Raw genomic sequence first — 25908 nt, 5'->3', positions numbered from 1 at the left:
CGGTGACTGCGGCTTTCGTCGCAGGATGTCGACGGGCTTCCAAACCCGGCTTCGCTCATCACGAAGCAGGGGCAATGTACGTGTTCTTTGGAGAGTCCGTCAAGTCGAGAGCCCGAGGATGAGGTTTCGTGACGGCTGGGTGAGAGGCGGTTTTGCAACGGTTGCAGTCGCTCGACAGCCGCACGCGAATAGGTACTATCGGCCAAAAGCGGCCGCACGCAGAGGGTCAATCGATCAGGCCCGCCAACAAGTAGGCTTCAATCGAAGGCGAAAGCCGCCGCACCTCTCCATCGCTTCCCTCAGGCTCGATAACAACCTCGCCTGTCGCTCGGTCGATGCCAAAGGGTTGTCCAGCGCAATCCCACCCGATGAGAAAGAAATTCGCTTTCCATCCGTTGCGGGTCCTCTCTCGCTGATGCTTTCGGTGCGAGCTGGCAAGCTGCTGAATTCCATCGACCCATTCGCTTCCAACGACTCCGCCGCCACACGCGGCGAGGAACCAGCGAAAGTCGTCTGGAATCGGTCCGAACTCCGTCTCGAAGGAGCCGAGGGCGCGGTCCGTGGCGGGCACGTATCGAATTTCCTCGAGTCGAGCCAGCCACAGCTTCGAAATGAGCTCGCGGGACGTGGGATTCATCATGCCGAAGCTACCATGACGCAATCCGGCCAACACCAGTCATTCACTGTCAGCTACCGACGAAGATGAGCCGTGTGACCATTTCGACAGCGCCGTGCGATGCGTCCGCCTCGCTGGTGAGAGCCGTTCGCCGCATTACGAATCTCGGTATTCTCGAAGTGCGTGACCGTCTTTCCAACGGGGATCCCGTATTCGACCAGGAGCTTTTTGGCAACCGAACAGAAGACGTCTTTGCAAAAGCGCGGGCGCTGCTTTCGGCCCTGGAGCAGGGCGGGCATCAACCTCTTGTCAGGGAGGCTGGTAGGCCAATCACGCCGCAGACCTTGCGAAACATCTTCCAAGCGTCAGAGGAGGAGGCCCAGGAGCTTCGTCGGCTCGATGACTTGGGGCACGCGTAGGCGAAGGCAGAATTCGGCCACGAGCAGTCGTTCACGCGAGCTGCTTCGATTTCGACGCGCGATGGATAAACTGGTACGGTTTCAATCCTTTGCGACATACCTGGGTTGCTATGAACGTCGGTCTGTGGCTTCTTCTTTACGCTGCGAATTCGCTGTTCGTGTACTGGGTCGTTTGGGGTGACGGTGCTGCGAAATTCGAGGGATGGCGCGCGGTTTTCATCGTCGATTGGCTGCCAGCAGCATGGTGGACGTCTGAGCAGATTGCCCTCTACACACTGCTGATTTGGCTTGGCCACACACTTTGGTTCGTGCTTGGCCTTTTCGTCCCCGAGGCGAGAGCGTTCTTCTGGTAGAACCAGCCGCTAGGTTCGCTTTGGGGGGCGACAAGCGGAGCCAGCTCCTAAACGACCGGTTTCGAGCCGAGCGCATGTCGGCTACGGTTAAGGGTTGTCCGACACCTGCCCGTGCGACACGACAGCGTCAAGCCCGACAACGGCCTGCGGGCAGGTGTTGGACAAGCCTTAACCGAAGCGGATGTACGCATCGCTCCGAAGCGGTCACTCATGGAAAGGCCCTGGCTTGCTTCTGCGGCCTCTATGGACATAGTTGTTCTCACAAACAGGACATCCCCCGTTCCACGTGTACAGCGAATGAACGGCGCAGTATGGCGCTTGCTCGATTGGAGCGAATGAAGTCACCGTCACTTGCTCGGTTCCGGCTTCGACGAATGCCGGTAGCCTTCCAAGCTCGACGTGCACGTCCTCCCATCCCAGGAGGTGGAAGAGTTCGATTGGCCGGCCCGCATCCACCGCTGCACCTAGCAGTCGGTGAACGTCGATTTCTCTCCACCCGGTCTGGGCGGCCATCCACTTCCGAAATTCTCGCTTGTCGTCTTGGCGAATCTTGGCCCACACCGAGAACTCAGCTACCTCAGTCATGCCTTTGATCCCCATGGCTTCGCGCAGCCGCCTCTCCCGGCAGACCGTTCCTGGCCGATTGTTGCCTGATGTCCTGAGCCGCACATCAATCCTCCGACCACCAGAGCTCTAATGCGAAGTATCGATTGTCAGACGCACGTGCCATGTAGATGTTGGCGTGCATGTCCGACCCCGCGTCCTCAAAAGACCAAAGTACTTCATCCGGCGAAAGGTCCTCGCGAAGAAGTGCGAGCAATCTCTTCGCCATGTCGATGGACACGTCAGTAGTTGTACCTTTGTCGCCCTGTGCCCATTGAAGCCACGTTCCAAGCTCCTCAAAATTAAGCGGCCCAGCGGCAGTAGTTCGCCTAGGGTCACGAAACTTGGAGTGAGCCTGGTTGGCGCCCTCGACGTACGTCCACAGCGTTCCCCCTTCGGGGTGCGCCTCATGCGAGGTCTGGCAGAGTGCGTCGAGAAAACGGAGCGTCTGGTTGGACAGCATTTTAGAAAGTGATATGAACTTCGTGCCCCGTTCCAAACCGGCGACGACTGGGGAGATTGTTGCCCGAGACCTGGTCAGCGCGCTCGCGCTTCGTGAGGCAGGGTCGACCGTCCGGTCTTGGCCGGAAGCTGCCCGACGCGCCTCGGTCGCGTGAGTAGCACTCGCGAGCAAGCAAGCAAGCAAGCAAGCAAGCCCCTCCAGCCTCACCCCTTCAACACCCGCCGCCGCGCCTTCACAGCCGAAGCCAACCCCTCGAGCACCGGCACCGTCTGCGCAAACCCAATGCAGGCATCGGTGATCGAGACACCGCGCTTCAGCGCAACCCCAGGCTTCAGGTCTTGCCGTCCTTCCTCCAGATGGCTCTCGATCATGATGCCCGTGATGCGCCGCTCGCCCGCTGCGATCTGCGCCGCCACGTCTTCAGCGACCACGATCTGCCGCTGGTGCTGCTTGCTGCTGTTGCCATGCGAGACATCGATCATCACCTGCGGCCGCAGGCCGTTCGCCAGCAGCGCCTCGCAGCTGGCCGCGACATCGGCCGCCGAATAGTTGGGGGCCTTGCCGCCGCGCAGGATCACGTGGCAGTCGTCGTTGCCGCGGGTCTCGAAGATCGCCGCCATGCCCATCTTGGTCATGCCCATGAAGGCATGCGGCGCGCGGGCCGCGAGGATGGCGTCGGCCGCGACCTTGACGCTGCCGTCGGTGCCGTTCTTGAAGCCGACCGGGCAGCTCAGGCCCGACGCCAGCTGCCGGTGGCTCTGGCTCTCGGTGGTGCGGGCACCGATGGCACCCCAGGCGATCAGGTCGGCAATGAACTGCGGGCTCAGCAGGTCGAGGAACTCGGTGCCGGTCGGCAGGCCCAGGGTGGTCAGTTCGAGCAGCAGGCGCCGCGCGCGCTCCAGCCCTTCGTTGATCGCGAAGCTGCCGTCCAGGTGCGGGTCGTTGATGTAGCCCTTCCAGCCCACGGTGGTGCGCGGCTTCTCGAAGTAGGCGCGCATCACGATGAGCAGGTCGTCCTGCAGCGAATCGGCAACGGTCTTCAGGCGCTGTGCGTATTCGATGGCCTGGTCGTGGTCATGGATGGAACACGGGCCGACCACGACCACCAGCCGGTCGTCGCGGCCGTGCAGCACGTCGGCGATCTCCGCACGGCTGCGCTCGACCAGCGCCAGCGTGTTGTCGCGCACGGGCACACGCTCTTGCAGCAGCGCGGGGGTGATGAGCGGGCGAACGGCACCAATGCGCACGTCGTCGATGCGCGTGGTGTCGAGCGTGCTGTCTCGGGAGCCGACTTCGGCGTCGTGGAGGGGGTCGTCGAGGCGGGGCATGATGGTCTTGGCTGTGGTTTCGAATGGAGCTTGCTCGATTGTCCACTCGAAGGCCCCATGGCCGATCCGCCCGTCAGACCAGCTGCAGATCCTTCGGCGCCACCCCGTCGAACACCTTCGCAAGCTGCGCCGACGACAAGCCATACATCCGCCGGAACAATCCGCCGAACACCGCCCGGTATTCATTGAGCACCGGATAGTCCCGGTTCTCGAACAGCGTCGCCTGCGTCAGCGCCTGCTGCTCGCCCACGACGCGCCCACCCGCCTGCGCCGACAGCCCGCCGCCGAGCACCCAGTACACGGTGCCGTGCCCATGGTCGGTGCCGCGATTGCCGTTCTCGCGGAAGGTGCGGCCGAACTCGCTGATGACGACCACCACGGTCTGGCGCCATGCGTCCTCGCCCATCTCCTGCGCGAAGCCGGCCACGCCGCGGCCCAGTTCTTCAAAACGGTTGGCAAGGTAGCCGGTGGCACCGCCCTGCCCCACGTGCGTGTCCCAGCCGCCGATGTCGACGAAGCCCAGGTCGAAGCGGTCGCGCATCAGCAGCGCCATGCGGCGCGCGACCAGTTCGAAGCCCTTGGCGCTCATGGCGTTGCGGCTGGCCGCGTCCATCTCCGCCTGCACGGCGCGCATGACTTCGTCGCGCACCTGGAAACCTTCGGCCACGGGCTGCGCGAGTGCGGTGTTGCGGTACATGGCCGCGATGACCTGGCTCTGCCGCGCGTCGAGGGCCGAGCGCGCATTGCCCGCGAGCGCCATGTTGGCGGCCTTGGCGTTGCCGCGCAGCGAGATCGGTAGCTGGTCGGTGAAGGCGATGGGCGACACGTCGGTGACGGGCCCCGCGCCGAGCACGCCGGCCAGCCGGTTGAGAAAGCCCGAGCGGTAGTCGCGACGCTTGTCGAGCGCCTGGCCGAGTTCGATGGAGTCCTGCGTCTCGAAGTGGCTGCGCGTGAGGTCGTCGGTGCCCGCGAAGGCGATGAAGGACGCCTGCTTCTGCTGGAACAGCGGCATCACGGTTTGCGCGAGCGCCGGGTGCAGGCCCCAGTTGCCATCGATCGGCAGCGCGCCGTCGGGTGTGCCGGGGCGCGCGATGGCGATGTTGGGGCGCGAGGCGTAGTAGAAGTCGCTGCTGGTCGGCACGAGCAGGTTGCTGCAGTCGTACGCGCCGCGCAGGAACACGACCAGGAGCTTGGTGCCTTCGGCGGCGGGCGCGGCCATCAACTGGCCGGCGGCGCCTGCGAACGGGGCGGCGGCCATGAGCTTCAAGAGTTCTCGACGTTGCATGACGGGTGTCCTTTCTTTTGCCTTGCTCCTTCCCCCTCTGGGGGAAGGTTGGGATGGGGGCAAGCGGCGCTCGATCAGGCCCCGAGGCGGAACCAACGCCGCTTGCCCCCACCCCTGCCCTCCCCCAGCGGGGGAGGGAGAAAAACATCAGCGGCGCATCAGCTCGGGCGACGCCAGCAGGAAGGTATTCCATTCCTGCGGATTCTTCGCCTGCGCCAGCGCCTCGCGCGTATCCGCACTCAGGCCGACCTGCATCGCGCGAACCGCTGGCGATTCGGCCAGTGGCGGAAAGGCGGGCTTCTCCAGCGGCGCCTTGTCGTCCACGCGGAACAGCACCGCACCGTTCGCACCGATGGCACGCGCGATTTCGAAGCGCGTGTTCATCTGCCCCGCGCTGGCCCATGCGGCTTCATTGAGCGGATAGCCATCGGGCGTCTCGTGGCCGTACAGCTGCTCGCCCATGCGGTTGATCCAGTTGAGCACGGGGTTCGCGTTCAACGCCACGCGGTCGTCGTATGCAAGCCGCACGCCGGCCATCACGTAGTGCACCGGGTCGCGGAACTTGCGGCCCAGCGATGCAGCGAACTCGGGCGATTCGAACAGCGACTTCAGTGTGATGGCGATGTCGCCGTCACTGCGCGTGAAGGCCGCGGCCATGCGGTCGACCAGCGCGGGCGGTGGATCGTCCGACACGAAGTACACGGCGAGCTTGCGCGAGATGAAGCGCGCGGTGGCCGGCGCGCGCGCGAGGCGGTCGAGCGCCTCGTCGGCCTCGGCCAATCCATGGCTCTGGATGGGTTGGCCCAGCAGCGTCTTCGGCCCGTAGTCGTGCCGGTTCGGGTTGAACTCGAACAGGCCCTTGCGCACGTAGTCGGCACGCACGGCCGGCCGCACATTGGGCGGTGGCGCATCGAGCGGCTGGTAGCTCACGCCCACGCCGGTGAGCACGCGCGCCAGCTCCTGCACGTCGGCCTGCGAATAGCCGCCCCCCACGCCCAGCGTGTGCAGCTCCATCAGCTCGCGCGCGTAGTTCTCGTTGATGCGGTTGGCGCCGTTCTGCGCGTTGTCGAGGTAGCGCAGCATCGCGGGGTGGTGCAGCGTGGCACCGAGCAGGTCGCGGAACTTGCCGAGCGCGTGCGGGCGGATGGCGTTCTCTTCGTAGTCGCCCACCATCGCGCGGATGTTGTCCTTGCGCAGGTTGACGTTGAAGTGATTCATCCAGAACCACGTCATCTGCTCCTGCAGCTGGTTGGGCGAGTACAGCGCGCGCAGCACGAAGCGCTGCTGCGCCTCGCGAGCGAGCTGGTTGAGTTGCTGCTGGTAGGCCTGCCGCGCGGCCTTCTTCTGTTCTTCGTCGGGCAGCGCGTCGGCGGCCTTGCGCTGCGCGTCGAGTTCGGAGACGAGCTGGTCGAGCGGCGTGCGCGAGATGGCCATCGCATCGATCTGCGCCTGCGCCGCCGGCGGCAGCGGTGCGGGCCGCGGGTTGAGCTGGTCGCGCATCCACAGCGAGAGGCCGCGCTTCGCCAGTTGCGCATCGCTGCTCGCGTTGGCGCCCCAGCTCACGCGGTCGAGCCAGCGCAGGCGCGTGGCTTCGTTCACCGGGGCAGAGGGCAGCGATACCGATACCAGTGGCCGATGGTCTCCCGGCGCGCTCGCGCAGGCCGCGAGCAGCGCCACCACACAGGCGCCGAGTAGGCTTTTCTTATTCATCGGAACTCCTGGGCGTGAGCGTGAAGAGAATGCTCCTCTCAACCACCGCTCCGCGCTGCGCGTTGACACTCTTTACCTGTGCAGCGCTGCGCCAGGAGGCGCCTAAGCGTCAGCTAAGTCAGGCTACCGACACGCTCGGCGGCGCGGCGCCGGCAATCTGCCGCAACGCGCGCTCGAACACCTCGACGGGCTGGCCGCCGGAAATCAGGTGCTGGTCGTTGATGATGATCGCGGGCACCGAGTGGATGCCGGCGTCGGTGTACATGCGCTCGCGTTCGCGCGTTTCCTGCGCGAATTCGTCGCTGTCCAGGATCTGGCGCGCACGCACCGGGTCGAGCCCCGCTTCGGTCGCCGCGCGCACCAGCACTTCGGGGTCGGACGGGTTCTGGCTGTCGGTGAAGTAGGCCTTCAGCAGCAGCTTCTTGAGTGCCGCCTGCCGGGCCGGGCTCTCGAGCTCGGCCCAGTGCAGCAGCCGGTGTGCGTTGAAGGTGTTGTAGACGCGCGGCCGGCCTTCGGGGCTGAACTCGAACCCGACGGCAGCGCCGCGCTGGCGGATCATCTCGCGCGACTGGGCTTGTTGCTCGCGCGTGGAGCCGTACTTCTGATTGAGGTGCTCGAAGGTGTCCTGGCCTTCGGGCGGCATCTGCGGGTTCAGCTCGAAGGGCTGGAAGTGCAGCTCCGCGGTGACCTCTGGCGCCACGTTCCTGAGCGCCGCCTCGAGCGAACTCAGGCCGACGGCGCACCAGGGACAGGACACATCGGAGACGAAGTCGATCTTGAGGTGGGAAGAAGAGGTAGTCATGGCGCCATTCTTCACGGCGCCACAACCCTTGGCATGCGAAAGGTCTTCAGGCCGCGGCCTTGGCCATGCGCGCTTCCGCCAGCGTTTTCTCGCGCAGGAGGTCGTACTCGACCTTGTCGACCGGCACCGCGTCGGGCTTGCCCAGGTCGTTCATGTGCACGCGGTAGGTTTCGCGGGCACTCCAGGCCGAGATCGCGGCGATGGCGCAGATCGCCAGCGTGATGGCGCCGACGGTCAGCGGGATGTTGGTGGCGCCGGGGGGCGCGACCGCCACGAACAGCGCCGGCAGCAGCGCGGTGATCGCGGTGCCGATGTTCTGCGAGATCGCCATGCCCGAGACGCGGGTGCGCGTGGGGAACATCTCCGGATAGAAGCTCGGGAACACGGCGTTGTAGCCCTGGTAGACCACGCCCCACATCAGGAGCGACATCACGATAGCCAGCGGCACGTTGTGGATGCTGATGGCGTACAGGTAGCCGAACGACAGCAGGCCCGAACCGAGGGCTCCGACAACGATCGGCAGGCGGCGGCCGAACTTGTCCGACAGGGTGCCGACGTACGGGATCACGATCACGGCCAGGATGTTGCCCATCACCGGAATCCAGAGGTAGATGTCTTTCTCGAAGTTGATGCCGTAGCCGGGCTGCACCGCGTAGGCGGCGCCGAAGATGGTCGCGACCACCGGGATCACGTTCATCAGCGAGCACAGCAGCACGCGCACCATGTCGGGCCAGCTTTCGGTCACGGCCTGGATCACCGGCGCCTTCGGCACAGCCGCGCTCTTGTCGACTTCGGCGAAGGCGGGTGTCTCGTCCACTTCCTTGCGGATGATGTAGCCGGCCACGATGACGATGAAGCTCAGCAGGAACGGAATGCGCCAGCCCCAGGAGTTGAAGGACTCCTTGTCCATGTAGTGCGCGAGCGGCAGGAACACGGCGGCCGCCATGATCTGGCCGGCCTGCACGCCCTGCAGCGTGAAGCTCGCGAAGAAGCCGCGGCGCCCGAATGGCGCGTGCTCCAGGATCATCGAACTCGCGCCGGAAATCTCGCCGGCCACCGCGAAGCCCTGGATCAGGCGCAGCAGCACCAGCAGCGCGGGCGCCCACAGGCCGACCTGGTCATATGTCGGCAGCAGGCCGACGGCAACGGTGGAAAGGCCCATCAGGAACATGCACAGGATCAGCACGTTCTTGCGGCCGTGCGTGTCGCCCCAGTGGCCCAGCAGCACTGCGCCGATCGGTCGTGCGACGTAGCCCACGCCGTACGTCGCGAGCGACGCGATGATCGCGATCTGCGGATCGCCCTTCGGAAAGAAGATCTGCGGAAAGATCAGCGCCGCCGCGGTGGCGTAGATGAAGAAGTCGTAGTACTCCAGCGCCGAGCCGATCCAGCCGCTCGCGGTGGCCTTCTTCGACTGGTGCTTGCCTTTCGGCTCGTGGGCCGTGGTGGTTGCCATGGTTTGTCTCCGGGTTGACGAAAAAAATCTATTCCTGCGCCTGCGATGCCATGCGCGCGGGTGCGTTGAGCGCGCCGTAGGCGTCGTAGCCCGCGGTGCGCTGTGCCAGTTCGAAGAACAGTCCGCCTTCGATGTTCTCGGTGTAGATGTGCAGGTAGTCGCCGGCCGGCGAACGGTCGAACAGCACGCCCGCTTCGCGCATGCGCGCCAGCAGTTCGGGCGCGATGTCGATGCGCGTGGCCAGGTCGTCGTAGTAGTTGTCGGAGATGGGCACGAAGCGCGTGCCGTTGGCGCGCAGTTTCGCGGCCGAGTCGAAGATGTCCGCGCAGCCCAGCGCGATGTGGTGCACCGCGCCGCCGCCGGTCACGCTCAGCGTGCGCGCGGTGCGGGTGCGCTGGCTCAGCGACACGTTGAGCACCAGGCGCACACTGCGGTCTGCGTTGGCGACGCCGCGGCTGCGGATCAGGCCGAAGGGATCGGCCAGCTCCAGGCTCTCGCCGGGTTCCAGGCCGAGCACGGCGCGCGTGAACAGCACCCAGGTGTCGAGCTGATCGACCGCCAGGCCCAGGGCCACGTGGTCGATGCGCTGCAGGCCGGCGTCGTTGTCGTCCCCGGCTTGGGCGCCCTCGTCCTGCAGGACGAAGTCGGCCTCGTACAGGCCGTTGGCGCCCAGCGCCTCGGGCACGAAGTGAATGAGGTTGCCGCCCGGCGCGACGATGGCGGGCACGTGCAGCTCGTGAGGGCCGACCGGACTGTCGTGCCGCTGCGAACGCATGGCGGTGGCACGGTCCACGGCCGCGAGCGGGTCGCCGCAACGCACGCCCAGCGCGCACACGGAGGTGCCGTGCGCCTCGAAGCGGCTGCGCGCGAACGAATCGGGCTGTGCGTTGACGATCAGGTTGATCTCGCCCTGGCGGTACAGCGTCACGGCCTTGGAGCGATGCTTGCCGATGCGGCGGAAGCCGAGCTGCTTCACCAGCGTGTCCAGCGTTGCGGCCGAAGCCTCGTCGGCCGCGAACTCGATGAACGACAGGCCCGACAGCGCGGACACCGGCGGCGGGTTGAACAGCTCCACCTGCAGTGGCTGCATCGGGGCTTCGGCAACCAGCCGCCCGCGCGCTTCGCTTTCGAGGTACAGCAGCGAGCGCATGGCGTCCACCGCGGTGCGGCGGTTCGGTGTCTCGCGGAAGATGTCGTTGAAGATCTCGAGCGACAGCGGACCGGTGTAGCCCGCGCGCAGCACCTGCTCGAAGAAGCCGATCACGTCGAAGTCGCCCTGCCCCGGGAACGAGCGGTGGTGCCGCGCCCACTGCAGCACGTCCATCGACAGCAGCGGCGCGTCGGCCATCTGCAGGAAGAAGATCTTGTCGCCCGGAATCCTGGCGATGCCGGTCGGGTCGTCCTTCAGCGAGAGCGTGTGGAAGCTGTCGAGGATCAGGCCCAGGTGCGGATGATCGGCGCGCTGCACGATGTCCCAGGCCTGGCCGTACAGCGAGGTGTGGCGGCCCCAGGCCAGTGCCTCGAAGCCCACGCGCAGGTTGCGGCGCGCGGCGCGCTCGGCCAGTTCATGCAGCTGCGCGGCGGCAAGCGCCGGGTCGTTCACCGACAGCGGCGAGGTGTTCGAGCAGCACAGCACCGTCGGTGCGCCCATGGCTTCCATCAGGTCGAACTTGCGCTCGGCGCGCTCCAGGCTGCGGCGGAACTGCGGCTCGGGCATGCCCTCGAAATCGCGGAACGGCTGGTACAGGTCGATGCTCAAGCCAAGATCGCCTGCAATGCGGCCCAGTTCTGCCGCCGTGCCCTTGAAGTTGATGAAGTCGGCCTCGAACAGCTCGATGCCGTCGAAGCCGGCGGCGGCGACGGCTTCGAGCTTCTGGCGGAGCGTGCCGCTGAGCGAGACGGTGGCGATGGAGCGGTGCATGGGGTGGACTTTAGGAATCCCCAGCCCTCGCCACAATCAATTCCGAGGTCGGTTGATCGATGATCGATCACATGCGTTCATCATTCGCACGAAATACGGGATACACCTAGGCTCCCGGCCTCGCCGGCAGCCTTCAAAGGCTGCGCCAGAAATCGATCAGCAGCTGCGTGAACTCCACCGGGCGTTCGACCGCGCTCAGGTGCGCGGCGTCGATGGTGACGAGGCGCGCGCCCGGAATGGCCCCAGCCATGGCCTGCGACATCGCCATCGGCGTGGCCTCGTCCTGCAGCCCGCCGATCACCAGCGTGGGCACCGCCATGCGGTGGTTGCTCTCGCGAAAATCGATGGCCGCGACGGCGTTGCAGCTCTCGATGTAGCCCTGTGCGTCGGTGTGCACCAGCACGTCGTGCAGCGTCTTCGCAGCGGCCGCGCCCTCCGGCGTGCCCACGTAGGCCGGCGTGAGCCAGCGCGCCACGGCGCCCGGGGCGATGGCGGCCACGCCCTTGGCGGCCACCGTCTCGACGCGCGCGCGCCAGGGGGACTGATCGGGGTAGTGCGCGGCCGAATTGGCGATCACCACCGTCTTCAGCAGTTCGGGGTGCCGCACCGCCAGCGCCTGCGCCGTCATGCCGCCCATCGAGAGGCCGACGAAGTGCACCGGCTCGCCGCCCGCCTCGCGCTCGATGAGCTCGGCCACGTCCTGCGCCAGCGTCTCGACGCGCAGCGCGCCGCGCACCACTTCCGACGCGCCGTGGTTGCGGTGGTCGTAGCGCAGCACCGTGTGGGCGCGCGCGAGCTGGGCGGCCACGCCGTTCCACATGCTCAGGTCGCAGCCGAGCGCATGGCTGAGCACGACGATGGGACCATCGCCTTCGCGGACGACATTCAGACGGGTCATGGTGTGGTTTCCTTTTTCGGGTGTTGAAGACGCGGCAGCCAGAAGAACGCGATGGCCACCAGCACGCTGCCGGCCAGCAGCATGGGCACGACCATCGGCCAGGCGCCATGGGAAAAATCGGCGTCGACGAATTGCGAGGCCGCCTGGCCCACGCAGAACGCGACCATCATCATGCCGAAGCCGGACCACGACACGGCCCGGCCCGCCAGATGCGGCAAATCGCCCACCGCGCCCGCCTGTCCGCAGGGCTGGTGGATGCCATGGCCGAGGCAATACACGGCATGGCCGAGCAGCAGCGGCACGGCGCTCAGCGGCATCAGCCAGCAGCCGAGCGCCTGGACGAGCGCCCCCGCCAGGCTCAGCGAAGCGCCCAGCCGCACGGTGCGCACCGGTCCGTAGCGCCGGAGCAGCGTGCGGCACATGGTGGTGCTGAAGATGTAGACCAGCGAGCCGCCGGCCGGGATCCATCCGTACCACGCGGGCGACCAGCCCAGGTAGCCGATATAGACCATCGGCGACAGCAGCAGGAAGCAGAACAGCCCGCCCCACGTCGCCGCGGCCAGCGAGGCCCAGGCGCGGAAGGACCGGCTCGCGAACACGGCACGCGTGCTGCCGCGCGGCGCGGACGACTCGCCCTCGCCCGTCGGCTTGCGCGTTTCGCCGAACGAGCGCCAGCACAGCGCGAACAGCACCGAGGCATACACCGCCATCGCGACCATCACCCAGCGCCAGCCCGCACCCTGCACCAGCCACGCGCCGAGCAGCGGCGCCGTCAGGCCGACCACGCCCAGCCCGGTCAGGCCGCGCGCCATCACATGCGGACCTTCGTGCGCGGGGTACAGGTCGCGCACCGCCGCGCGCGAGCACACGAGGATCGCCGCCATCGAGAAGCCCTGCAGCGCGCGCCAGCCTGCCAGCAGCGTCACGCTGCCTGCGAGCGCGCCACCCAATGCCGCGAGCACGTAGCAGCCGAGCCCCGCCAGCAGCACCGGTCGGCGCCCGAAGCGGTCGGCCAGCGGGCCGCACAGCAGCTGCGCGAAGCCGAAGGCCAGCACGAACAGCGTGAGGCTGGTGCTGGCGGAGCCGAGTTCCTTCGCAATGGCCGGCAGCGCCGGCAGGTAGCTGTCAGTGGCCATCGGCTGCGCCGCCAGCAGCAGCGGCAGCAGCAAGGTGAAGCTGGCGTCGAACCGTCCCTGCCTGCGGGCAACCGGCGTGCTCACTGGGGCAGCGCAGGCAGCAAGCCCTTCTCGCGCAGGATGCCGGCCGCGATACCGAAGGCATGGTTGGCCACCGGCACGCCGCAGTAGATGGCGGCCATCATGATCACTTCCTTGATGTCCTCGGGCGTGAGGCGCGACTCGGGCGGGCCGTCGAGCGCGGCGCGCACGTGCATGGCGAATTCTTCGTACGCATGGATGCCCAGCATCATCGACAGCACCATGTAGCGGCGCGTCTTGTCGCCCAGCGCGGGGCGGCCCCAGATGTCGTTCCAGGCGTGGCGCGTGATCAGTTCCTGGAACTCGGCGTTGAAGCCGTTGCGGTTGGCGAGCGACTTGTCGACCCAGGCATCGCCGAGCACGCGGCGGCGGTTGACGAGGCCGGCTTCGTAGCCTTCGGCGGGAGTTTCGGGGGCGGTCATTGCGGGAGTTCCTTGTCGTTGAGCCGGGCGTGCAGCGCCTTCACTTCGGCGAGTGCGGTCTGTCCGGCGTTGTGGGCGAGCGCGGGGTCGAACCATTCGTCGGCCGCGTCGCGCGGGAGTTCGGCGCGCAGCCGGTCGATGTTGGCGCGCATGCGCGCGGCGTCGACCTGCAGGCCGGGCAAGGCGCCCGCCATTGCGCGCACGCTGCCGTGCGCCGACATCAGCAGCTGCGGCCATTCGGCCAGCTCGGCCTGCCAGGCGCCGAGCGCGCGCTCGTGCTGTTGCGGCATGGCGCCGAGCAGTGCAGCCACGCGCTGCGGCGCGCGGTGCGCGGCGGCAATGGCGACCATCGAGGCCACCGGGTTGCGCTTGTGCGGCATGGCCGACGAGCCGCCGCGGCCGGGCTCGCTGGGTTCTGCAACTTCGCCGACTTCGTACTGCCCGAGCAGCGCGATGTCGACCGCGATCTTGCCGAGGCTGCCGGTAACGAGGCCCAGCTCGCAGCCGAGCGCCACCCATTCGTCGCGCTGCGTGTGCCATGTCGCGCCGGGATCGCCCAGGCCCAGTTCCTTGGCCATGCGCTTACGCACGGCCGCGCCCTGCCCCTTCATCTGCGCCAGCGTGCCGACGGCGCCGCCGAGCTGCAGCTGCAGCGCGTGCTTCGCGGCGTCGCGCAGGCGGATGCGGCTGCGCACCAGCGGCGCGGCCCAGCCCGCGCACTTGAAGCCGAAGCTGGTGACCGAGGCCGGCTGCATCAGCGTGCGCGCGAGCATCGGTGTTTCGGCGTGCGTGACGGCCAGGCGCAGCAGCGCATCGGCGGCCTTGGCGAGATCGGTTTCGACGAGCGCGACCGCCTCGCGCGTGACCAGCGCCATCGCGCTGTCGATCACGTCCTGGCTGGTGCTGCCGAAGTGCACGAAGGGCGCGGCCTCGGCATTGAAGAGGCCCACGGCTTCACGCAGCGCCTTTACCAGCGGAATCGCGACGCTGCCCGCGCGGCCGCTCTCGCGCACGATCTTGGCAACGTCGAACAGCTCGACCTTGCAGCTGCTGACGATCGAATGCGCGGCGCTCTCGGGGATCAGCCCTTCGGCCGCCTGCGCACGCGCAAGCGCGGCCTCGAAGCGCAGCATGGCGTCGACGAAAGCGCGGTCGCTGAAGGCTCCGAGCGTTTCGGACGTGGAGAGGAAACCTTCGAAAATACTCATGGGGTGACCCGGCCTTTCAGTACTTCAGTTGGGCCACGGCGCGCAGCTCTTCCGGCGAGGCTGTGCCGAAGCCGAAGAACTCGAGGTACGCGGGAATCATCTCGAACAGCATGTCGGTGCCGACCTGCACCTGGCAACCTTTGGCCTTGGCCGCCTGCAGCAGCGGCGTGAACTCGGTCTTCATGACGACCTCGCCGACGAAGGTGTTCGGGTCGATGCGGTCCACATCGAAGGGCAGCGGATCGCCCTCCTTCATGCCGAGCGGCGTGGCGTTGACGACCACGTCGTAGCCGGCCGGGTCCTTCGAACCGGTGGTCACCTTCATCTGCGGGTAGTGCTCGCGTAGCCGCGCGGCCAGTGCGCCGGCCGAAGCCTCGCTCATGTCGAACAGCATCAGTTCGGCAGCGCCTGCCGCGGCAATCGATGCCGCAATGGCCGAGCCCACGCCGCCCGTGCCCGACACCAGCACGCGCGTGCCCTTGAAGAGGCGCCCCTTGCGTTCCACGCCGCGCACGAAGCCCGCGCCGTCGAACTGGTCGCCCAGCAGCGTGCCGTCGGGCCGCTTGAGGATCGCGTTGCAGGCGCCCGCGACGCGCGCCGTGGGCGTCACCTCGTCGACCAGCGCCATCGTCGTGACCTTGTGCGGCATGGTCACCAGCGCGCCGCGGATGTTGCTGAACCTGAATATCTGAGGCAGCGAGGCCGCGTAGTCCTCGGGCTTCACGCCCATGGGCACGACCACGGCGTCGATGCCGTGCTTGTCGAACCAGGGGTTGTAGATCATCGGAGCCTTGAAGGCTTCAGTGGGATAGCCGATGTGGGCGATGAGAGTGGTCTTGCCGGAAATCATGTCGTTCGTGTTTCTGTGGGAAGGCGCGGTCAGGCCACGCTGGGGGAGTGGTAGCGCAGCGGCTGCGCGATTTCGGCGTGCATCGCCGGCGGATAGATGATTTCGCGCAGGAAGTTCGAGTCGGCCTGCATCGCGGCGGCCGCATCCAGATGGCCGAAGTAGCGGAAGTAGTGGGGCATCTGCTGGATCAGCATCTCGAAGCCCGCCTGCGCGTTGAGCCCGCGGTCGCGGGCCGCGCGCACCAGCGGCGTGGGCTGGTTGCGCAGAAGAATGTCGAACAACGCCGCATGGCTTTCCATACGCGCCACATCGACCGGCAATGCATCGCCATCGACCAGCCCGAGCTGCGTGGCATTGATCACGAGGTCGAAGCCTTCGGGGGCGTTGCTGTCCACCGCGGCGACAGTCGCGTCGAAGAATGCATCGAGCTTGGCCGCCACGCCGGCCGCCTTGCCTGCGGCGCTGTCGTAGAACGCGATGTACTCCGCGCCGTTCACCGTGCCGCCCTCGGCCAGCGCCACGCCGATGGCCGCGGCGCTCACGCCCGCACCGAGGATCAGCACGCGCTTGCCGCGGAACGGGATGTTGCAGTGGTCGAGCGCGCCGATCAGGCCTTCGCCGTCGAACAGGTCGCCTTCGAGCTGATCGCCCTCGGTGCGGCGCACCACGTTGACCGAGCCGGCCACGCGGCCGAAGAGGCCGCAGCCGTCGAGCAGGTCGACCACCAGCGGCTTGTGCGGCGGCGCGATCACCATGCCGCGCAAGTTGCGCGCGAGAAAGGCCGACTTGAAGAACACCGCGAAGTCGCGCACCGGCACCTGCATGGGCAGCAGCACGGCATCGATGCCGAAACGCTCGAAGGCGGCATTGAACATGCGCGGCAGCCGCACGTTGCGAACCGGGTCGCCGGGAATCAGGTAAACCTGGGTGCTGCCGCGGATGGAATGGCTCATGTGCATGCTTCCGTTCGTCAATCGCTCTTTTCGAGGCCGGATGCCGAGCTTTATAGTCGCTTCACCGAAGTCTCGCATCTCTTTCACCTGCCAAACGAGCGATCATCGAACTTGAAAAATCGTTTATCGTTCAATTCAAGGGTTTTCACCTGCATTTGATCCAGTCCCCGAACCCTCCCACGAAGGCACACTTCCCGCCATGAGCAAGGACAGCAAGGACGACTCCGCGCCCCCGCCCGGCCTGGACAAGCGCGACTGGATCGCCGGCCTGGAGCGCGGCGTGAGCATCATCGAGGCCTTCGACGACGCCAACCCGCGCCTCACCGCCAGCCAGGCCGGCCAGCGCACGAACATGACCCGCACCGCCGCGCGGCGCTACCTGCTGACCCTGCAGCACATGGGCTACGTGGCCAGCGACGGCAAGCTGTTCTGGCTCACGCCGCGCGTGCTGCGTCTGGGCCAGTCGTACCTGGAGTCAGCGCGGCTGCCGCGCGTGGTGCAGCCCTTTCTGCAGCGGGTGGCCGCCGGCACCAACGAGATCGCCTACCTCAGCGTGATGGACGGCGACGAGGTGGTCTACATCGCGCGCAACGGCCCCAACCGCAGCATGAGCACGGGCTACGTGCTCGGCGCACGCGTGCCGGCGCAGGTCACGGCCTCGGGCATGCTGATGCTGTCTCTGCGCAGCGATGCCGAGCTGAACGAATGGCTGACCACGCGGCAGCTCACGGTGTTCACCTCGCACACGATTGCGAGCATGGAGCGCATGAAGCTCGAACTCGCCCGCATCCGGGCCCAAGGCTGGGCCCTTTCCGAGCAGCAGCTCGACCTGAACTCGCGCGGCATCGCGGTGCCGCTGCGCGACCGGCACGGCACGCTGGTCGGGGCGCTGAACATCACCATGCCGATGGGGCATGAAAGCTCGGAAGACGCTGTGGCGCGCGTGCTGCCGGTGCTGCGCGAGACGGCGCAGGCGATGCGCAACCTGATCTGACTGACAGCATTCCGACAGCAACCGTCGGGCACGATGTGCGCTTTCAATCCAAAAGCGCTGGAGACAAACCATGTCCAACCTCTTCGTTCCCGACGACGCCCGCCTGAACCGCCGCGGCCTGCTGCAAGCCGGCGGGGCCGCGGCCCTCGGCGGCCTGCTCCCTTCCCTGGCCTCGGCGCAGGACACCTGGCCCAGCAAGTCGATCCGCTTCGTCGTGCCCTTCGCGCCGGGCGGCAGCTCGGAAATCGTCGCGCGCTCGACCGCCGCCGAACTCTCGCGCACACTGGGCCAGAGCGTGTTCGTCGACAACAAGCCGGGCGCGGCCGGCAACATCGCCATGAGCGAGGTGGCGCGCAGCACCGACCAGCACACGATCATCCTGGGCCACATCGGCACGCTGGCGGTCAACCCGTACATCTTCGCCAAGCTGCCCTACGACGCGAACAAGGACTTCAAGCCCGTGAGCCTGCTGGCCAAGGTGCCCAGCCTCTACGTGGTGCACCCCGATGTGCCGGCCAAGAACCTCAAGGAGTTCATTGCGTATGCCAAGTCGAAGCCCGGCAAGCTCAGCTACGGCTCGGCGGGCAACGGCAGCGCGGGCCACCTGGCCTTCGAGTATTTGAAGATGACGGCCGAGGTGTTCATGCTGCACGTGCCCTACCGCGGCACTGGCCCGATGGTGACCGACCTGCTCTCGGGCCGGCTCGACGCCTCGGCCATCGGTGCCGCGGCGATCATTCCGTTCATCAAGGCGGGCAAGGTGCGCTGCATCGCGACCGGCTCGGCCAAGCGCCTCGCGCAGCTGCCCGATGTGCCGACCGTGGCCGAGCAGGGCTTTCCGGGTTTCGAGATGACGCAGTGGTACGGCATGCTGGCGCCGGCCAACATCGCGCCTGCCAACCTGGCCAAGCTTTCCGCCGAGACGATGAAGGCCGTGAAGTCGCCCGATTCGATGCAGCGCCTGACGGCCGATGCCGCTGAGGCCATCGGCGGCACGCCCGAGCAGTTCGCGCAGTTCATCGCCTCCGAGCAGGCTCGTTGGCAGAAGGTGATTGCAAGGGCAAACATCAAGCCGGATTGAGCCCTGCCGGCCCTAGCATCGGCCCATGCGCATCCTCCTGGCCGAAGACGAACACACCCTGGGCACCTGGCTGTGCAAGGCGCTGGAGCACGCGGGCATCCAGGTCGAATGGGTGGACGACGGGCGCCTGGCCGACCGGGCGCTGCAGCAGCGCGACCACGACGCGCTGGTGCTCGACCTGGGCCTGCCCGGGCTCGACGGGCACACGGTGCTGCAGCGGCTGCGCGAACGCGACCAGCGGCTGCCGGCGCTGATCCTCACGGCGCGCGACTCGCTGAATGAACGCGTCGCCTCGCTCAACGCGGGCGCCGACGACTTCCTCGCCAAGCCCTTTGCGCTGGCCGAGCTCGAAGCACGGCTGCACGCACTGGTGCGGCGTGCGCGCGGCATCGAGCATCCGCGGCTGGCCTGCGGCCCGCTGGTGTACGACGGCGCGCGCCGGCACTTCACGCTGAACGGCGAGGCGCTGGCGCTCTCGCCGCGCGAACTGGCCGTGCTGCGCGTGCTGGTGCAGCGCAGCGGCGAGCCGCTGTCGAAGCAGCAGATCCTCGAGCGCGTGTTCTCCGATGACGAAGACGTGCATCCCGAGGCGGTAGAGGTTTTCATCTACCGGTTGCGCAAGCGGCTCGACGGCACCGGGGTTCGCATCGTCACGCTGCGCGGGCTGGGCTATGTACTGGAAGCGGACTGAGTGAGCGTGGTGTCCGGCCTGGCAAACCGCCTGCGGCGCGCGAGCCTGTGGCAGCGGCTCGCGTTGCTGCTGTTCCCCGCCCTCCTCATCGTGACGGGCATCGAGCTGTGGATGACCCGGCACGACGCGCTCGCCGCCGCCAACGCGGCCTACGACCGCTCGCTGCTGGGCGCGCTCAAATCCATCGATGCCAACATCTCGACCGCCTCGGGCGGCCTGTCGGTCGAGCTGCCGTACACGATGTTCGAGTTCTTCGAGCTCACGGCGAGCGGGCAGGTGTTCTTTCGCGTATCCACCTCCGACGGGCTGGTCGAGCTCGGCAGCGCGGACCTGCCCGCGCCGCCGGCCGAACTGGCAATGGGCGTGCCGGCCTTCTACGACGCGGCCTACTTCGGAGAATCGGTACGGCTCGCGGCCTACCGGCGCGACCTCGATCGCGCGCCGGCCGGCAGCACCGGGCGCAGCGTGCTGATCCAGGTGGGCGAGAGCACGCGCTCGCGGCAGGAGTTCAGCGCACGCTTCGTGCGCAGCGCGGCGCTGCGCGACGCGCTGGTGCTTGCGATCCTGCTGTGCGGCACCGCCATTGCGCTGGCGGCGGCGCTGCGGCCGCTGTCGCGGCTGGCGCGCGAAGTCCAGGCGCGCACACCGGACAACCTCACGCGCATCGCAGAAACGGATTTGCCCGCCGAAGTGCGCCCACTGGTCGCCGCGGTCAACCAGCAGATGTCGCGCACGCAAGAGCTCGTGACGCAGCAGCGCCAGTTCCTGGACGACGCCTCGCACCAGCTGCGCACGCACCTGACCACGCTGCAGATGCAGGCCGACTACGCGCGGCGCGAGCAGGACCCGGCGCAGGTGCAGGTGGCGCTCGACGCGCTCGGCACCGAGATCGGCCGCGCGACGCGCAGCGCGCAGCAGCTGCTGGCGCTGGGCCGCAGCGACACGGTGTCGGTGGAGCCTGCCGAGTTCGACGTGGCGGCATTGCTGCGCGAGGTGGCGGTCGACCTGCTGCCGCTGGCGCGCGCCAAGCGCATCGACCTGGGCATTCATTCGCCGACGCCGGAGTTCGTTGCGGTGGCTGACCGATCGCTGATGCGCGAGGCGCTGGGCAACCTGGTGGCCAACGCGATCACCTATACGCCCGCAGAAGGCACGATCACGCTCTTTGCCGCAAGCGACGCGGCGGGCTGGAGCCTGAACGTGGAGGACAACGGGCCCGGTATCGGCGACGAGGAGCGCGCCGCACTCGGCCAGCGCTTCCGGCGCGGCGCACGCGCCGGCAAGGGCGGCTTCGGGCTTGGGCTGGCCATTGCGCGCTCCATCGCGCAGCGGCACCGGGGCGAGCTGCGGCTCGAAGCGCGCGAGGCGGGCACGGGGCTGCATGCGATCATCTGGTGGCCCCGCACCCAAGCTGCGGCGGCCACCTGACAAGTCCGCCGCCATGCCCATGCGACCTACCCGCCGCCACGCACTTCGCGCGCTGTCCGCGCTGCTGATGCCTTTGGGCGCGGGCGCAAAGGCTGCTGCCAACGATCCCTCCGAAGACGCTGCCGACTGCGTGATCCCCGCCAAGGCCGGCGGCGGCTTCGCACTGACCTGTGCGCTCGCGCGCGATGCGCTGCAGGCCGTGCGCCCCGCACGCCCGCCGCTCGCCCAGCGCTACCTGCCGGGCGGCATCGGCGCCGTGGCCTTCGACCGAATCGCCACCGGCAAGCTCGGCGGGCCGAGCACGCTGGTGGCGTTCTCGAGCGGCTCGCTGCTCAACCTCGCGCAGGGCCGCTTCGGACCGCATTCGCCCTCGGCCGTGCGCTGGATCGCGACGCTCGGAACCGACTATGGCGTGATCGCCGTGCATCGCGATTCGCCCTACAAACGCCTGCAGGACCTCGTCGCGGCGCTGCGGCAGGACCCGTCGCGCATCGCCTTCGGCGCCGGTGGCACGGTCGGCAGCCAGGACTGGGTGAAGGCCGCGCTGCTGGTGCGCGCCGCGGGGCGCGACCACAAGGCCATGCGCTTCGTGTCTTTCGAGGGCGGCGGCGATGCGCTCGGCGCGCTGCAGGGCAAGCATGTCGACGCCTTTCCGGGCGATGCGGCCGAGGCGCTGCAGGCCATCGCGGGCGGTGCGGCCGTGCGCCTGCTCGCCGTGCTGTCGGAGAACCGGCTCGGCGGCGCGCTCACCGGCGTGCCGACCGCGCGCGAACAAGGCGTCGACGTGGTGTGGCCCACCGTGCGCGGCCTTTACCTGAGCGCTGCCGTGCCGGAATCGGCCGTGCGCGCGTGGACCGCGGCCTTTCGCGAGGCGAGCGCGGCGCCCGGCTTTGCTGCCTTGCGCGAGCAGCACGGCCTGTACCCCTTTGCGCTCACCGGCGCCGCGCTCGACGACTACGTGCAGGCGCAGATCAAGAGTTATCGGCGGCTGGCGGACGAACTGGGCCTGCGGCGCTGGCCTTCCTGAACGCCAAGCAGTCCTGTCAGGCCGCCTTCAGGAACACGTCGTGGTCGGGCGCGAAGTTGGCGTGCAGCGGCAGCATCGCGCCGCCCAGCGCACACGCTTGCGCACCTGCCTTGCCGCCATGCAGCCGGGGCTGCCAGAGGCCTTCCCAGTTGCAGCCGTCCAGCGCGGCGCGGGTCTGGTCGAGCAGCGCCTGCAGCAGCGGGCGCGACATCGAGCCGTCCACCACCACGTCGGGCAGGTCCAGCATGGCGGTGCCGCTCACGATGGCATGCGCCAGCGCCTGCGATGCGCTTTCCAGCCAGGCTTGCGTGGTGGCGGCATAGGGCGGCTGCAGGGCGCGGTCGTCGTAGGCGGCCATGGCGTCGAGGCCCTCGCCGGCCAGGCGCTGCTCCAGCTCCCAGAGCGACGCCTGCGCAACCAGCTGCGGCGGCAGCGCACCGCGGCTACCCGGAGGCTGCATCGGCAATGAAGCGAGCGCGCCTGCGTTGCCGTGCGCACCGGTGTGCAGGTGCGAGTTGATGACCAGTCCGCCGCCCACGAAGGTGTCGACGAAGATGTAGAGGAAGCTCTTCAGGTCGTGCCCTCGCCCACCGACCAGTTCGGCCACGCAGGCCGCGACGGTGTCGCGCGCGAAGCTCACCGGCACGTCGGTGCGCGCACGCACCTCGGCCGCCAGGTCCATCTGGTTCCACAGGTCGGACTGCGCCTTCGACAACCCCAGCGTGCGGTGCCAGCCGCCGAGCTGGAACGGCGCGGCCAGCCCCGCGCCCACGTTGCGCGCGGCCAGCGGCCCCAGCCCGTCGCGCAGCCGGTGGATGTGCTGCGCGATGGCGGGCAGCAGCTCGTCCGCATCGGGAAAGTCGTAGCTGATCGCGTGGCGCTCGCGCACCTGCGCGGCGAAGTCGATCAGCAGCCATTCGGCGCCGCGCCGCCCCACCTTGATGCCGATGGCGAAGGCGCCGTCGGGGTTCAGCGCCAGCGGCACCGACGGCTGCCCGATGCGCCCGCGCACGCGGCTCTGCTTGACGATGAGCCCGTCTTCCTCGAGCCGCGCGGTGATGAGCCCGATGGTCTGCGCGCTGAGCCCCGTCAGCCGCGCGAGGTCGGCCTTGGGCAGGCTGCCGTGGACGCGCAGCGCCTGCAGCACCGTGCGCTCGTTGAACTGGCGCATGCCGACCTGGTTGGAGCCGCGGGGCCGCAACAGGTCAGGCGTGCGTGCAGGCATGTCCGCATCAGGCATGCGCCTCCGCGGGCAACTGGTCGGCCGTCATGGCGCCGGTCATCACGGCGACCGTGTCGCTCATGCTGATCTTCTTCGGGTTGAGCACGGCCGCGCGACGGCCAAGGCGCGCCACGTGGATGCGGTCGGCCACCTCGAACACGTGCGGCATGTTGTGGCTGATGAGCACCACGGGCAGGCCGCGATCGCGCACGCGGCGGATCAGCTCCAGCACCATGTTGCCCTCCTTCACGCCGAGGGCGGCGGTGGGTTCGTCCATGATGACCACGTGCCGCGCGAAGGCCGCGCTGCGCGCCACGGCCACGCACTGGCGCTGCCCGCCCGAGAGCGTCTCGACCGCCTGCGTCATCGACTGGATGCCGACCTTCAGGTCGGCCATGCGGGCGGTGCTTTCCTTCAGCATCTGCTTCTTGTCGAGCATGCGCAGCACGTTGCCCAGGAAGCCGGGGCGGCGCAGCTCGCGGCCGAGGAACAGGTTCTCGTAGATGGTCATGGCCGGGGCCACGGCGAGATCTTGATAGACGGTCTCGATGCCGGCGCGGCGCGCATCCAGCGGATTGCGGAAATGCACTGCCTTGCCGTCGAGCAGGATCTGCCCTTCGTCGGGCACCACCGCGCCCGACAGCGCCTTGATGAGCGACGACTTGCCCGCGCCGTTGTCGCCGATCACCGCAAGGATTTCTCCTTCGCGCAGCTCGAAGTCGACACCGTCGAGCGCCGTGACCTGGCCGTAGCGCTTCACCAGGCCCTTGGCCTGCATCACGATCTTGGGGTTGGCGATGATGTTCATCAGCGGGCTCCCCTGCGCGAGAGTTGGTCGGCTGCGACGGCAAGAATCACGAGCACGCCCGTCACCAGCACCTGGTAGATCGACGACACGCCCATCAGCGTGAGCCCGTTGCGGAACACGCCCACGATCAGCACGCCGATGAGCGAGCCCAGCACGATGCCGCGGCCACCGAACAGGCTGGTGCCACCGAGCACGACGGCCGTGATGGCGTCGAGGTTCTCGGTCTGCCCCGCGTTCGGGTCGCCCACGCCGGTGCGTGCCACCGACAACAGCGAGGCAACGCCGTACAGCACGCCCGCCGCCACGTACACGCCCAGCAGCACGCGCTGCGTCGGAATGCCGACCAGCCGCGTGGCCTCGGCGTTGTTGCCCACCGCATAGATGTGCCGGCCGGCACCCGTCTCGCGCAGCACGAACCAGGCAAGCAGGTACAGCACGAGCATCAGCACCGAACCCCACGCCACTTCGGCATTGCCGATGGCGAAGGTGGTGCCCAGGCCCGTGAGGCCGCCGGGCAAATCGGTGATGGTCTGCGACGACGAATACAGCTGCGTGATCGCAAAGGCGATGTTCAGCGTGCCCAGTGTCACGATGAAAGGCGGCAACTTGATGCGCGTGACCAGCAGCCCGTTGAGCAGGCCGAACAGCGTCGTCACGCCGACGCCGCAGAGGATGGCCACCGGCGCGGGCATGCCCAGTTCGGTCGCGAACTTGCTCATGATGATCCCGCCCAGCGCCATCACCATGCCGCACGACAGGTCGATGCCCGCCGTGAGGATGATCAGCGTCTGGCCGATGGCGATCACGCCGACCACCATCACCTGCTGCAGGATCAGCGAGAGATTGCCGCCGGTGAGAAAGCGATCCGACTGGGTCGCAAAGAAGATGCACGCGCCGAGAAGAGCCAGCCACGGCCCGAGGGCGCCCCACGGAATGTGGTGCGTTGGAGACTTCGCCATGGCTTCGTCCTGATGTTTCCGATTACTTCTTGCCCCAGCACAGCTCGGTGCCGGTCTTGGTGTCCTTGCTGTCGACGCCGGCCACGCTCTTGCCGGCGATCAGCGTCACGCCCGTGTCGACGTAGCCCGAGGCCTTCTTGCCGGTCTTGGCGAACTCCACGCCCGCGGCCACGCCCATGGCGGCCATCTTCAGCGGGTACTGCTGCGAGGTCGCGGCGATGATGCCGGCGGCCGTGTCCTTGATGCCCTGGCAGCCGCCGTCGACCGAGACGATCATCACGCCCTTCTCCTTGCCCGCGCGCTTCAGCGCGTTGTAGGCACCGGCCGCGGCGGGCTCGTTGATGGTGTAGACCAGGTTCACGTCAGGTGCCTTCTGCAGGCAGTTTTCCATCACCGTCTGCGCCTTGGCCTGGTCGCCGTAGCTGTCGGCCATGCAGACGATCTCGGGCGTCTTCGACAGCTCGTTGGACTTGGCGTCGTTGGCGGCAAGCCCGAAGCCCTTCATGAAGCCGTTGTGGCGCTGCGCGCCCACCGGGTGGCCCGGCAGCAGATCGAGCGCGATGATCTTCGCCGGCTTGCCGGCCATCGCGGCCTTGGCGTATTCGCCGATCAGCACGCCGGCCGTGTAGTTGTTGGTGGCGAAGAGCGCATCGGTCGCGTCCGGCGGATCGGCCGGGCTGTCGAGCGCGATCACCATCACGCCCTTGTCGCGCGCCTTCTTGATGGCCGGCACGATGGCCTTGGCGTCGCTCGGCGTGATCAGGATGGTCTTGGCGCCGGCGGCAATCATGTTTTCCATCGCCGTGATCTGGCCCGCGTTGTCGCCGTCGGCCTTGCCAGCGCCCGAGAGCAGCTTGGCACCGAGCTTCTTGGCCTCTTCCTGCGCGCCTTCCTTCATCTTGACGAAGAAGGGGTTGGTTTCGGTCTTGGTGACGAGGCCGATAACGGGCTGGTCGGCGGCGAAGGCGCTGGATGCGGCCACTGCGGTGAGGGACATGGCCGCCATGGCCAGGATAGAGCGGGAGCTGAACATGGTTTGTCTCCGTGGGCAGGCGGCGAAGCGCCTGCGGTCTTGTGGAACCGGATCGCTCGGGCCTTGAGGGCTCGGTGTCCGGGCGCAGGGAGACTATCGGCCAGCGGAGAGACTAAATCAAGTGGATTTAGTTATCGGAAACCCGGGGTTGCGACGAGGGG

At 67.8% G+C, this 25908-nt stretch carries 25 protein-coding genes; 7 read left to right on the top strand and 18 right to left on the bottom strand.

Features of this window, described 5'->3' with window-relative positions; all coding sequences use genetic code 11:
- Positions 1–226: 226 nt before the first annotated feature.
- Positions 227–640: an SMI1/KNR4 family protein gene (locus ASD05_RS10760; RefSeq protein ID WP_056591626.1), complete on the bottom strand. Its 414-nt coding sequence runs from the start codon at positions 638–640 to the stop codon at positions 227–229.
- Between the two features lie 62 nt (positions 641–702).
- Here ASD05_RS10760 and ASD05_RS10755 point away from each other — a divergent pair, with 62 nt between their 5' ends.
- Together ASD05_RS10755 and ASD05_RS10750 are read left to right on the top strand one after the other, a co-directional pair.
- Complete coding sequence (locus ASD05_RS10755; protein ID WP_056591623.1) at positions 703–1035, top strand: hypothetical protein; 333 nt, start codon at positions 703–705, stop codon at positions 1033–1035.
- A 110-nt stretch (positions 1036–1145) separates the two neighbouring features.
- A complete protein-coding gene (locus ASD05_RS10750) occupies positions 1146–1388 on the top strand; it encodes a hypothetical protein (protein WP_056591620.1) in 243 nt (80 codons plus the stop codon).
- A 670-nt stretch (positions 1389–2058) separates the two neighbouring features.
- On the opposite strand, the gene ASD05_RS30365 is transcribed toward ASD05_RS10750, so the two are convergent.
- The 13 genes from ASD05_RS30365 to ASD05_RS10685 all read right to left on the bottom strand — a co-directional run bounded on the left by ASD05_RS30365 (position 2059) and on the right by ASD05_RS10685 (position 16504).
- The gene (locus ASD05_RS30365; RefSeq protein WP_162248887.1) at positions 2059–2232 is read right to left on the bottom strand and encodes a hypothetical protein; all 174 of its coding nucleotides are present in this window, start codon (positions 2230–2232) and stop codon (positions 2059–2061) included.
- Between the two features lie 425 nt (positions 2233–2657).
- Entirely contained in the window at positions 2658–3782 is a 1125-nt protein-coding gene (locus ASD05_RS10740; RefSeq protein WP_056591613.1) for a 3-deoxy-7-phosphoheptulonate synthase, read from the bottom strand.
- Positions 3783–3855: 73 nt separating this feature from the next.
- Positions 3856–5067, bottom strand: a complete 1212-nt coding sequence (locus ASD05_RS10735) for a DUF1501 domain-containing protein (protein ID WP_056591611.1) — start codon at positions 5065–5067, stop codon at positions 3856–3858.
- Between the two features lie 147 nt (positions 5068–5214).
- Positions 5215–6777 (bottom strand): DUF1800 domain-containing protein, encoded by a 1563-nt coding sequence (locus ASD05_RS10730; RefSeq protein WP_056591608.1) that lies wholly within the window; start codon positions 6775–6777, stop codon positions 5215–5217.
- Between the two features lie 118 nt (positions 6778–6895).
- Complete coding sequence (locus ASD05_RS10725; protein WP_056594233.1) at positions 6896–7579, bottom strand: DsbA family oxidoreductase; 684 nt, start codon at positions 7577–7579, stop codon at positions 6896–6898.
- Positions 7580–7625: 46 nt separating this feature from the next.
- Complete coding sequence (locus ASD05_RS10720; protein WP_056591605.1) at positions 7626–9035, bottom strand: MFS transporter; 1410 nt, start codon at positions 9033–9035, stop codon at positions 7626–7628.
- Between the two features lie 28 nt (positions 9036–9063).
- Positions 9064–10956, bottom strand: coding sequence for a bifunctional sugar phosphate isomerase/epimerase/4-hydroxyphenylpyruvate dioxygenase family protein (locus ASD05_RS10715; RefSeq protein ID WP_056591601.1), 1893 nt, complete (start codon positions 10954–10956; stop codon positions 9064–9066).
- A gap of 133 nt (positions 10957–11089) precedes the next feature.
- Entirely contained in the window at positions 11090–11854 is a 765-nt protein-coding gene (locus tag ASD05_RS10710; RefSeq protein WP_056591598.1) for an alpha/beta fold hydrolase, read from the bottom strand.
- Complete coding sequence (locus tag ASD05_RS10705) at positions 11851–12990, bottom strand: MFS transporter (RefSeq protein WP_235507981.1); 1140 nt, start codon at positions 12988–12990, stop codon at positions 11851–11853. Before ASD05_RS10705 ends, ASD05_RS10710 begins: the two co-directional genes overlap by 4 nt.
- Positions 12991–13070: 80 nt before the next feature.
- Positions 13071–13493 (bottom strand): carboxymuconolactone decarboxylase family protein, encoded by a 423-nt coding sequence (locus ASD05_RS10700; RefSeq protein ID WP_007828066.1) that lies wholly within the window; start codon positions 13491–13493, stop codon positions 13071–13073.
- On the bottom strand, positions 13490–14701 hold the full coding sequence (gene pcaB, locus ASD05_RS10695) for a 3-carboxy-cis,cis-muconate cycloisomerase (RefSeq protein ID WP_056591592.1): 1212 nt from the start codon (positions 14699–14701) through the stop codon (positions 13490–13492). The genes ASD05_RS10700 and pcaB overlap by 4 nt, the downstream gene beginning before the upstream one ends.
- Before the next feature lie 16 nt (positions 14702–14717).
- On the bottom strand, positions 14718–15551 hold the full coding sequence (locus ASD05_RS10690; protein ID WP_056591589.1) for a shikimate dehydrogenase family protein: 834 nt from the start codon (positions 15549–15551) through the stop codon (positions 14718–14720).
- Between the two features lie 29 nt (positions 15552–15580).
- Entirely contained in the window at positions 15581–16504 is a 924-nt protein-coding gene (locus tag ASD05_RS10685) for a shikimate dehydrogenase family protein (RefSeq protein ID WP_056594230.1), read from the bottom strand.
- A gap of 199 nt (positions 16505–16703) precedes the next feature.
- Between ASD05_RS10685 and ASD05_RS10680 the strand changes: the two genes are divergently transcribed.
- From ASD05_RS10680 to ASD05_RS10660, 5 genes are all read left to right on the top strand, one after another.
- The gene (locus tag ASD05_RS10680) at positions 16704–17498 is read left to right on the top strand and encodes an IclR family transcriptional regulator domain-containing protein (RefSeq protein WP_007828060.1); all 795 of its coding nucleotides are present in this window, start codon (positions 16704–16706) and stop codon (positions 17496–17498) included.
- A gap of 70 nt (positions 17499–17568) precedes the next feature.
- Complete coding sequence (locus ASD05_RS10675) at positions 17569–18579, top strand: Bug family tripartite tricarboxylate transporter substrate binding protein (protein WP_056591586.1); 1011 nt, start codon at positions 17569–17571, stop codon at positions 18577–18579.
- A 25-nt stretch (positions 18580–18604) separates the two neighbouring features.
- Positions 18605–19270 carry a response regulator gene (locus tag ASD05_RS10670; protein WP_056591583.1) on the top strand — a complete coding sequence of 222 codons (666 nt, stop codon included), beginning with the start codon at positions 18605–18607 and terminating at the stop codon, positions 19268–19270.
- A complete protein-coding gene (locus ASD05_RS10665) occupies positions 19271–20698 on the top strand; it encodes a sensor histidine kinase (RefSeq protein ID WP_414930043.1) in 1428 nt (475 codons plus the stop codon). It begins immediately after the preceding gene.
- Between the two features lie 19 nt (positions 20699–20717).
- Entirely contained in the window at positions 20718–21725 is a 1008-nt protein-coding gene (locus tag ASD05_RS10660; RefSeq protein WP_157610111.1) for a tripartite tricarboxylate transporter substrate-binding protein, read from the top strand.
- Between the two features lie 16 nt (positions 21726–21741).
- Here ASD05_RS10660 and ASD05_RS10655 read toward each other — a convergent pair whose 3' ends face one another.
- The 4 genes from ASD05_RS10655 to ASD05_RS10640 are packed head-to-tail and all read right to left on the bottom strand — an operon-like array spanning position 21742 to position 25747.
- Entirely contained in the window at positions 21742–22965 is a 1224-nt protein-coding gene (locus ASD05_RS10655) for an ROK family transcriptional regulator (protein WP_056591578.1), read from the bottom strand.
- Complete coding sequence (locus ASD05_RS10650; RefSeq protein WP_007828054.1) at positions 22958–23755, bottom strand: ATP-binding cassette domain-containing protein; 798 nt, start codon at positions 23753–23755, stop codon at positions 22958–22960. Before ASD05_RS10650 ends, ASD05_RS10655 begins: the two co-directional genes overlap by 8 nt.
- Positions 23755–24714 (bottom strand): ABC transporter permease, encoded by a 960-nt coding sequence (locus ASD05_RS10645; protein WP_056591575.1) that lies wholly within the window; start codon positions 24712–24714, stop codon positions 23755–23757. The genes ASD05_RS10650 and ASD05_RS10645 overlap by 1 nt, the downstream gene beginning before the upstream one ends.
- 22 nt (positions 24715–24736) lie before the next feature.
- Positions 24737–25747: a sugar ABC transporter substrate-binding protein gene (locus ASD05_RS10640; RefSeq protein ID WP_056591572.1), complete on the bottom strand. Its 1011-nt coding sequence runs from the start codon at positions 25745–25747 to the stop codon at positions 24737–24739.
- Between the last annotated feature and the right edge of the window lie 161 nt (positions 25748–25908).

It is taken from the genome of Variovorax sp. Root434, from assembly GCF_001426595.1.
In the GTDB taxonomy this organism is placed as follows: Bacteria; Pseudomonadota; Gammaproteobacteria; order Burkholderiales; family Burkholderiaceae_C; genus Variovorax.
Note: the sequence above shows the minus strand (reverse complement) of the source record. Positions and strands in the feature narration are given on the sequence as shown.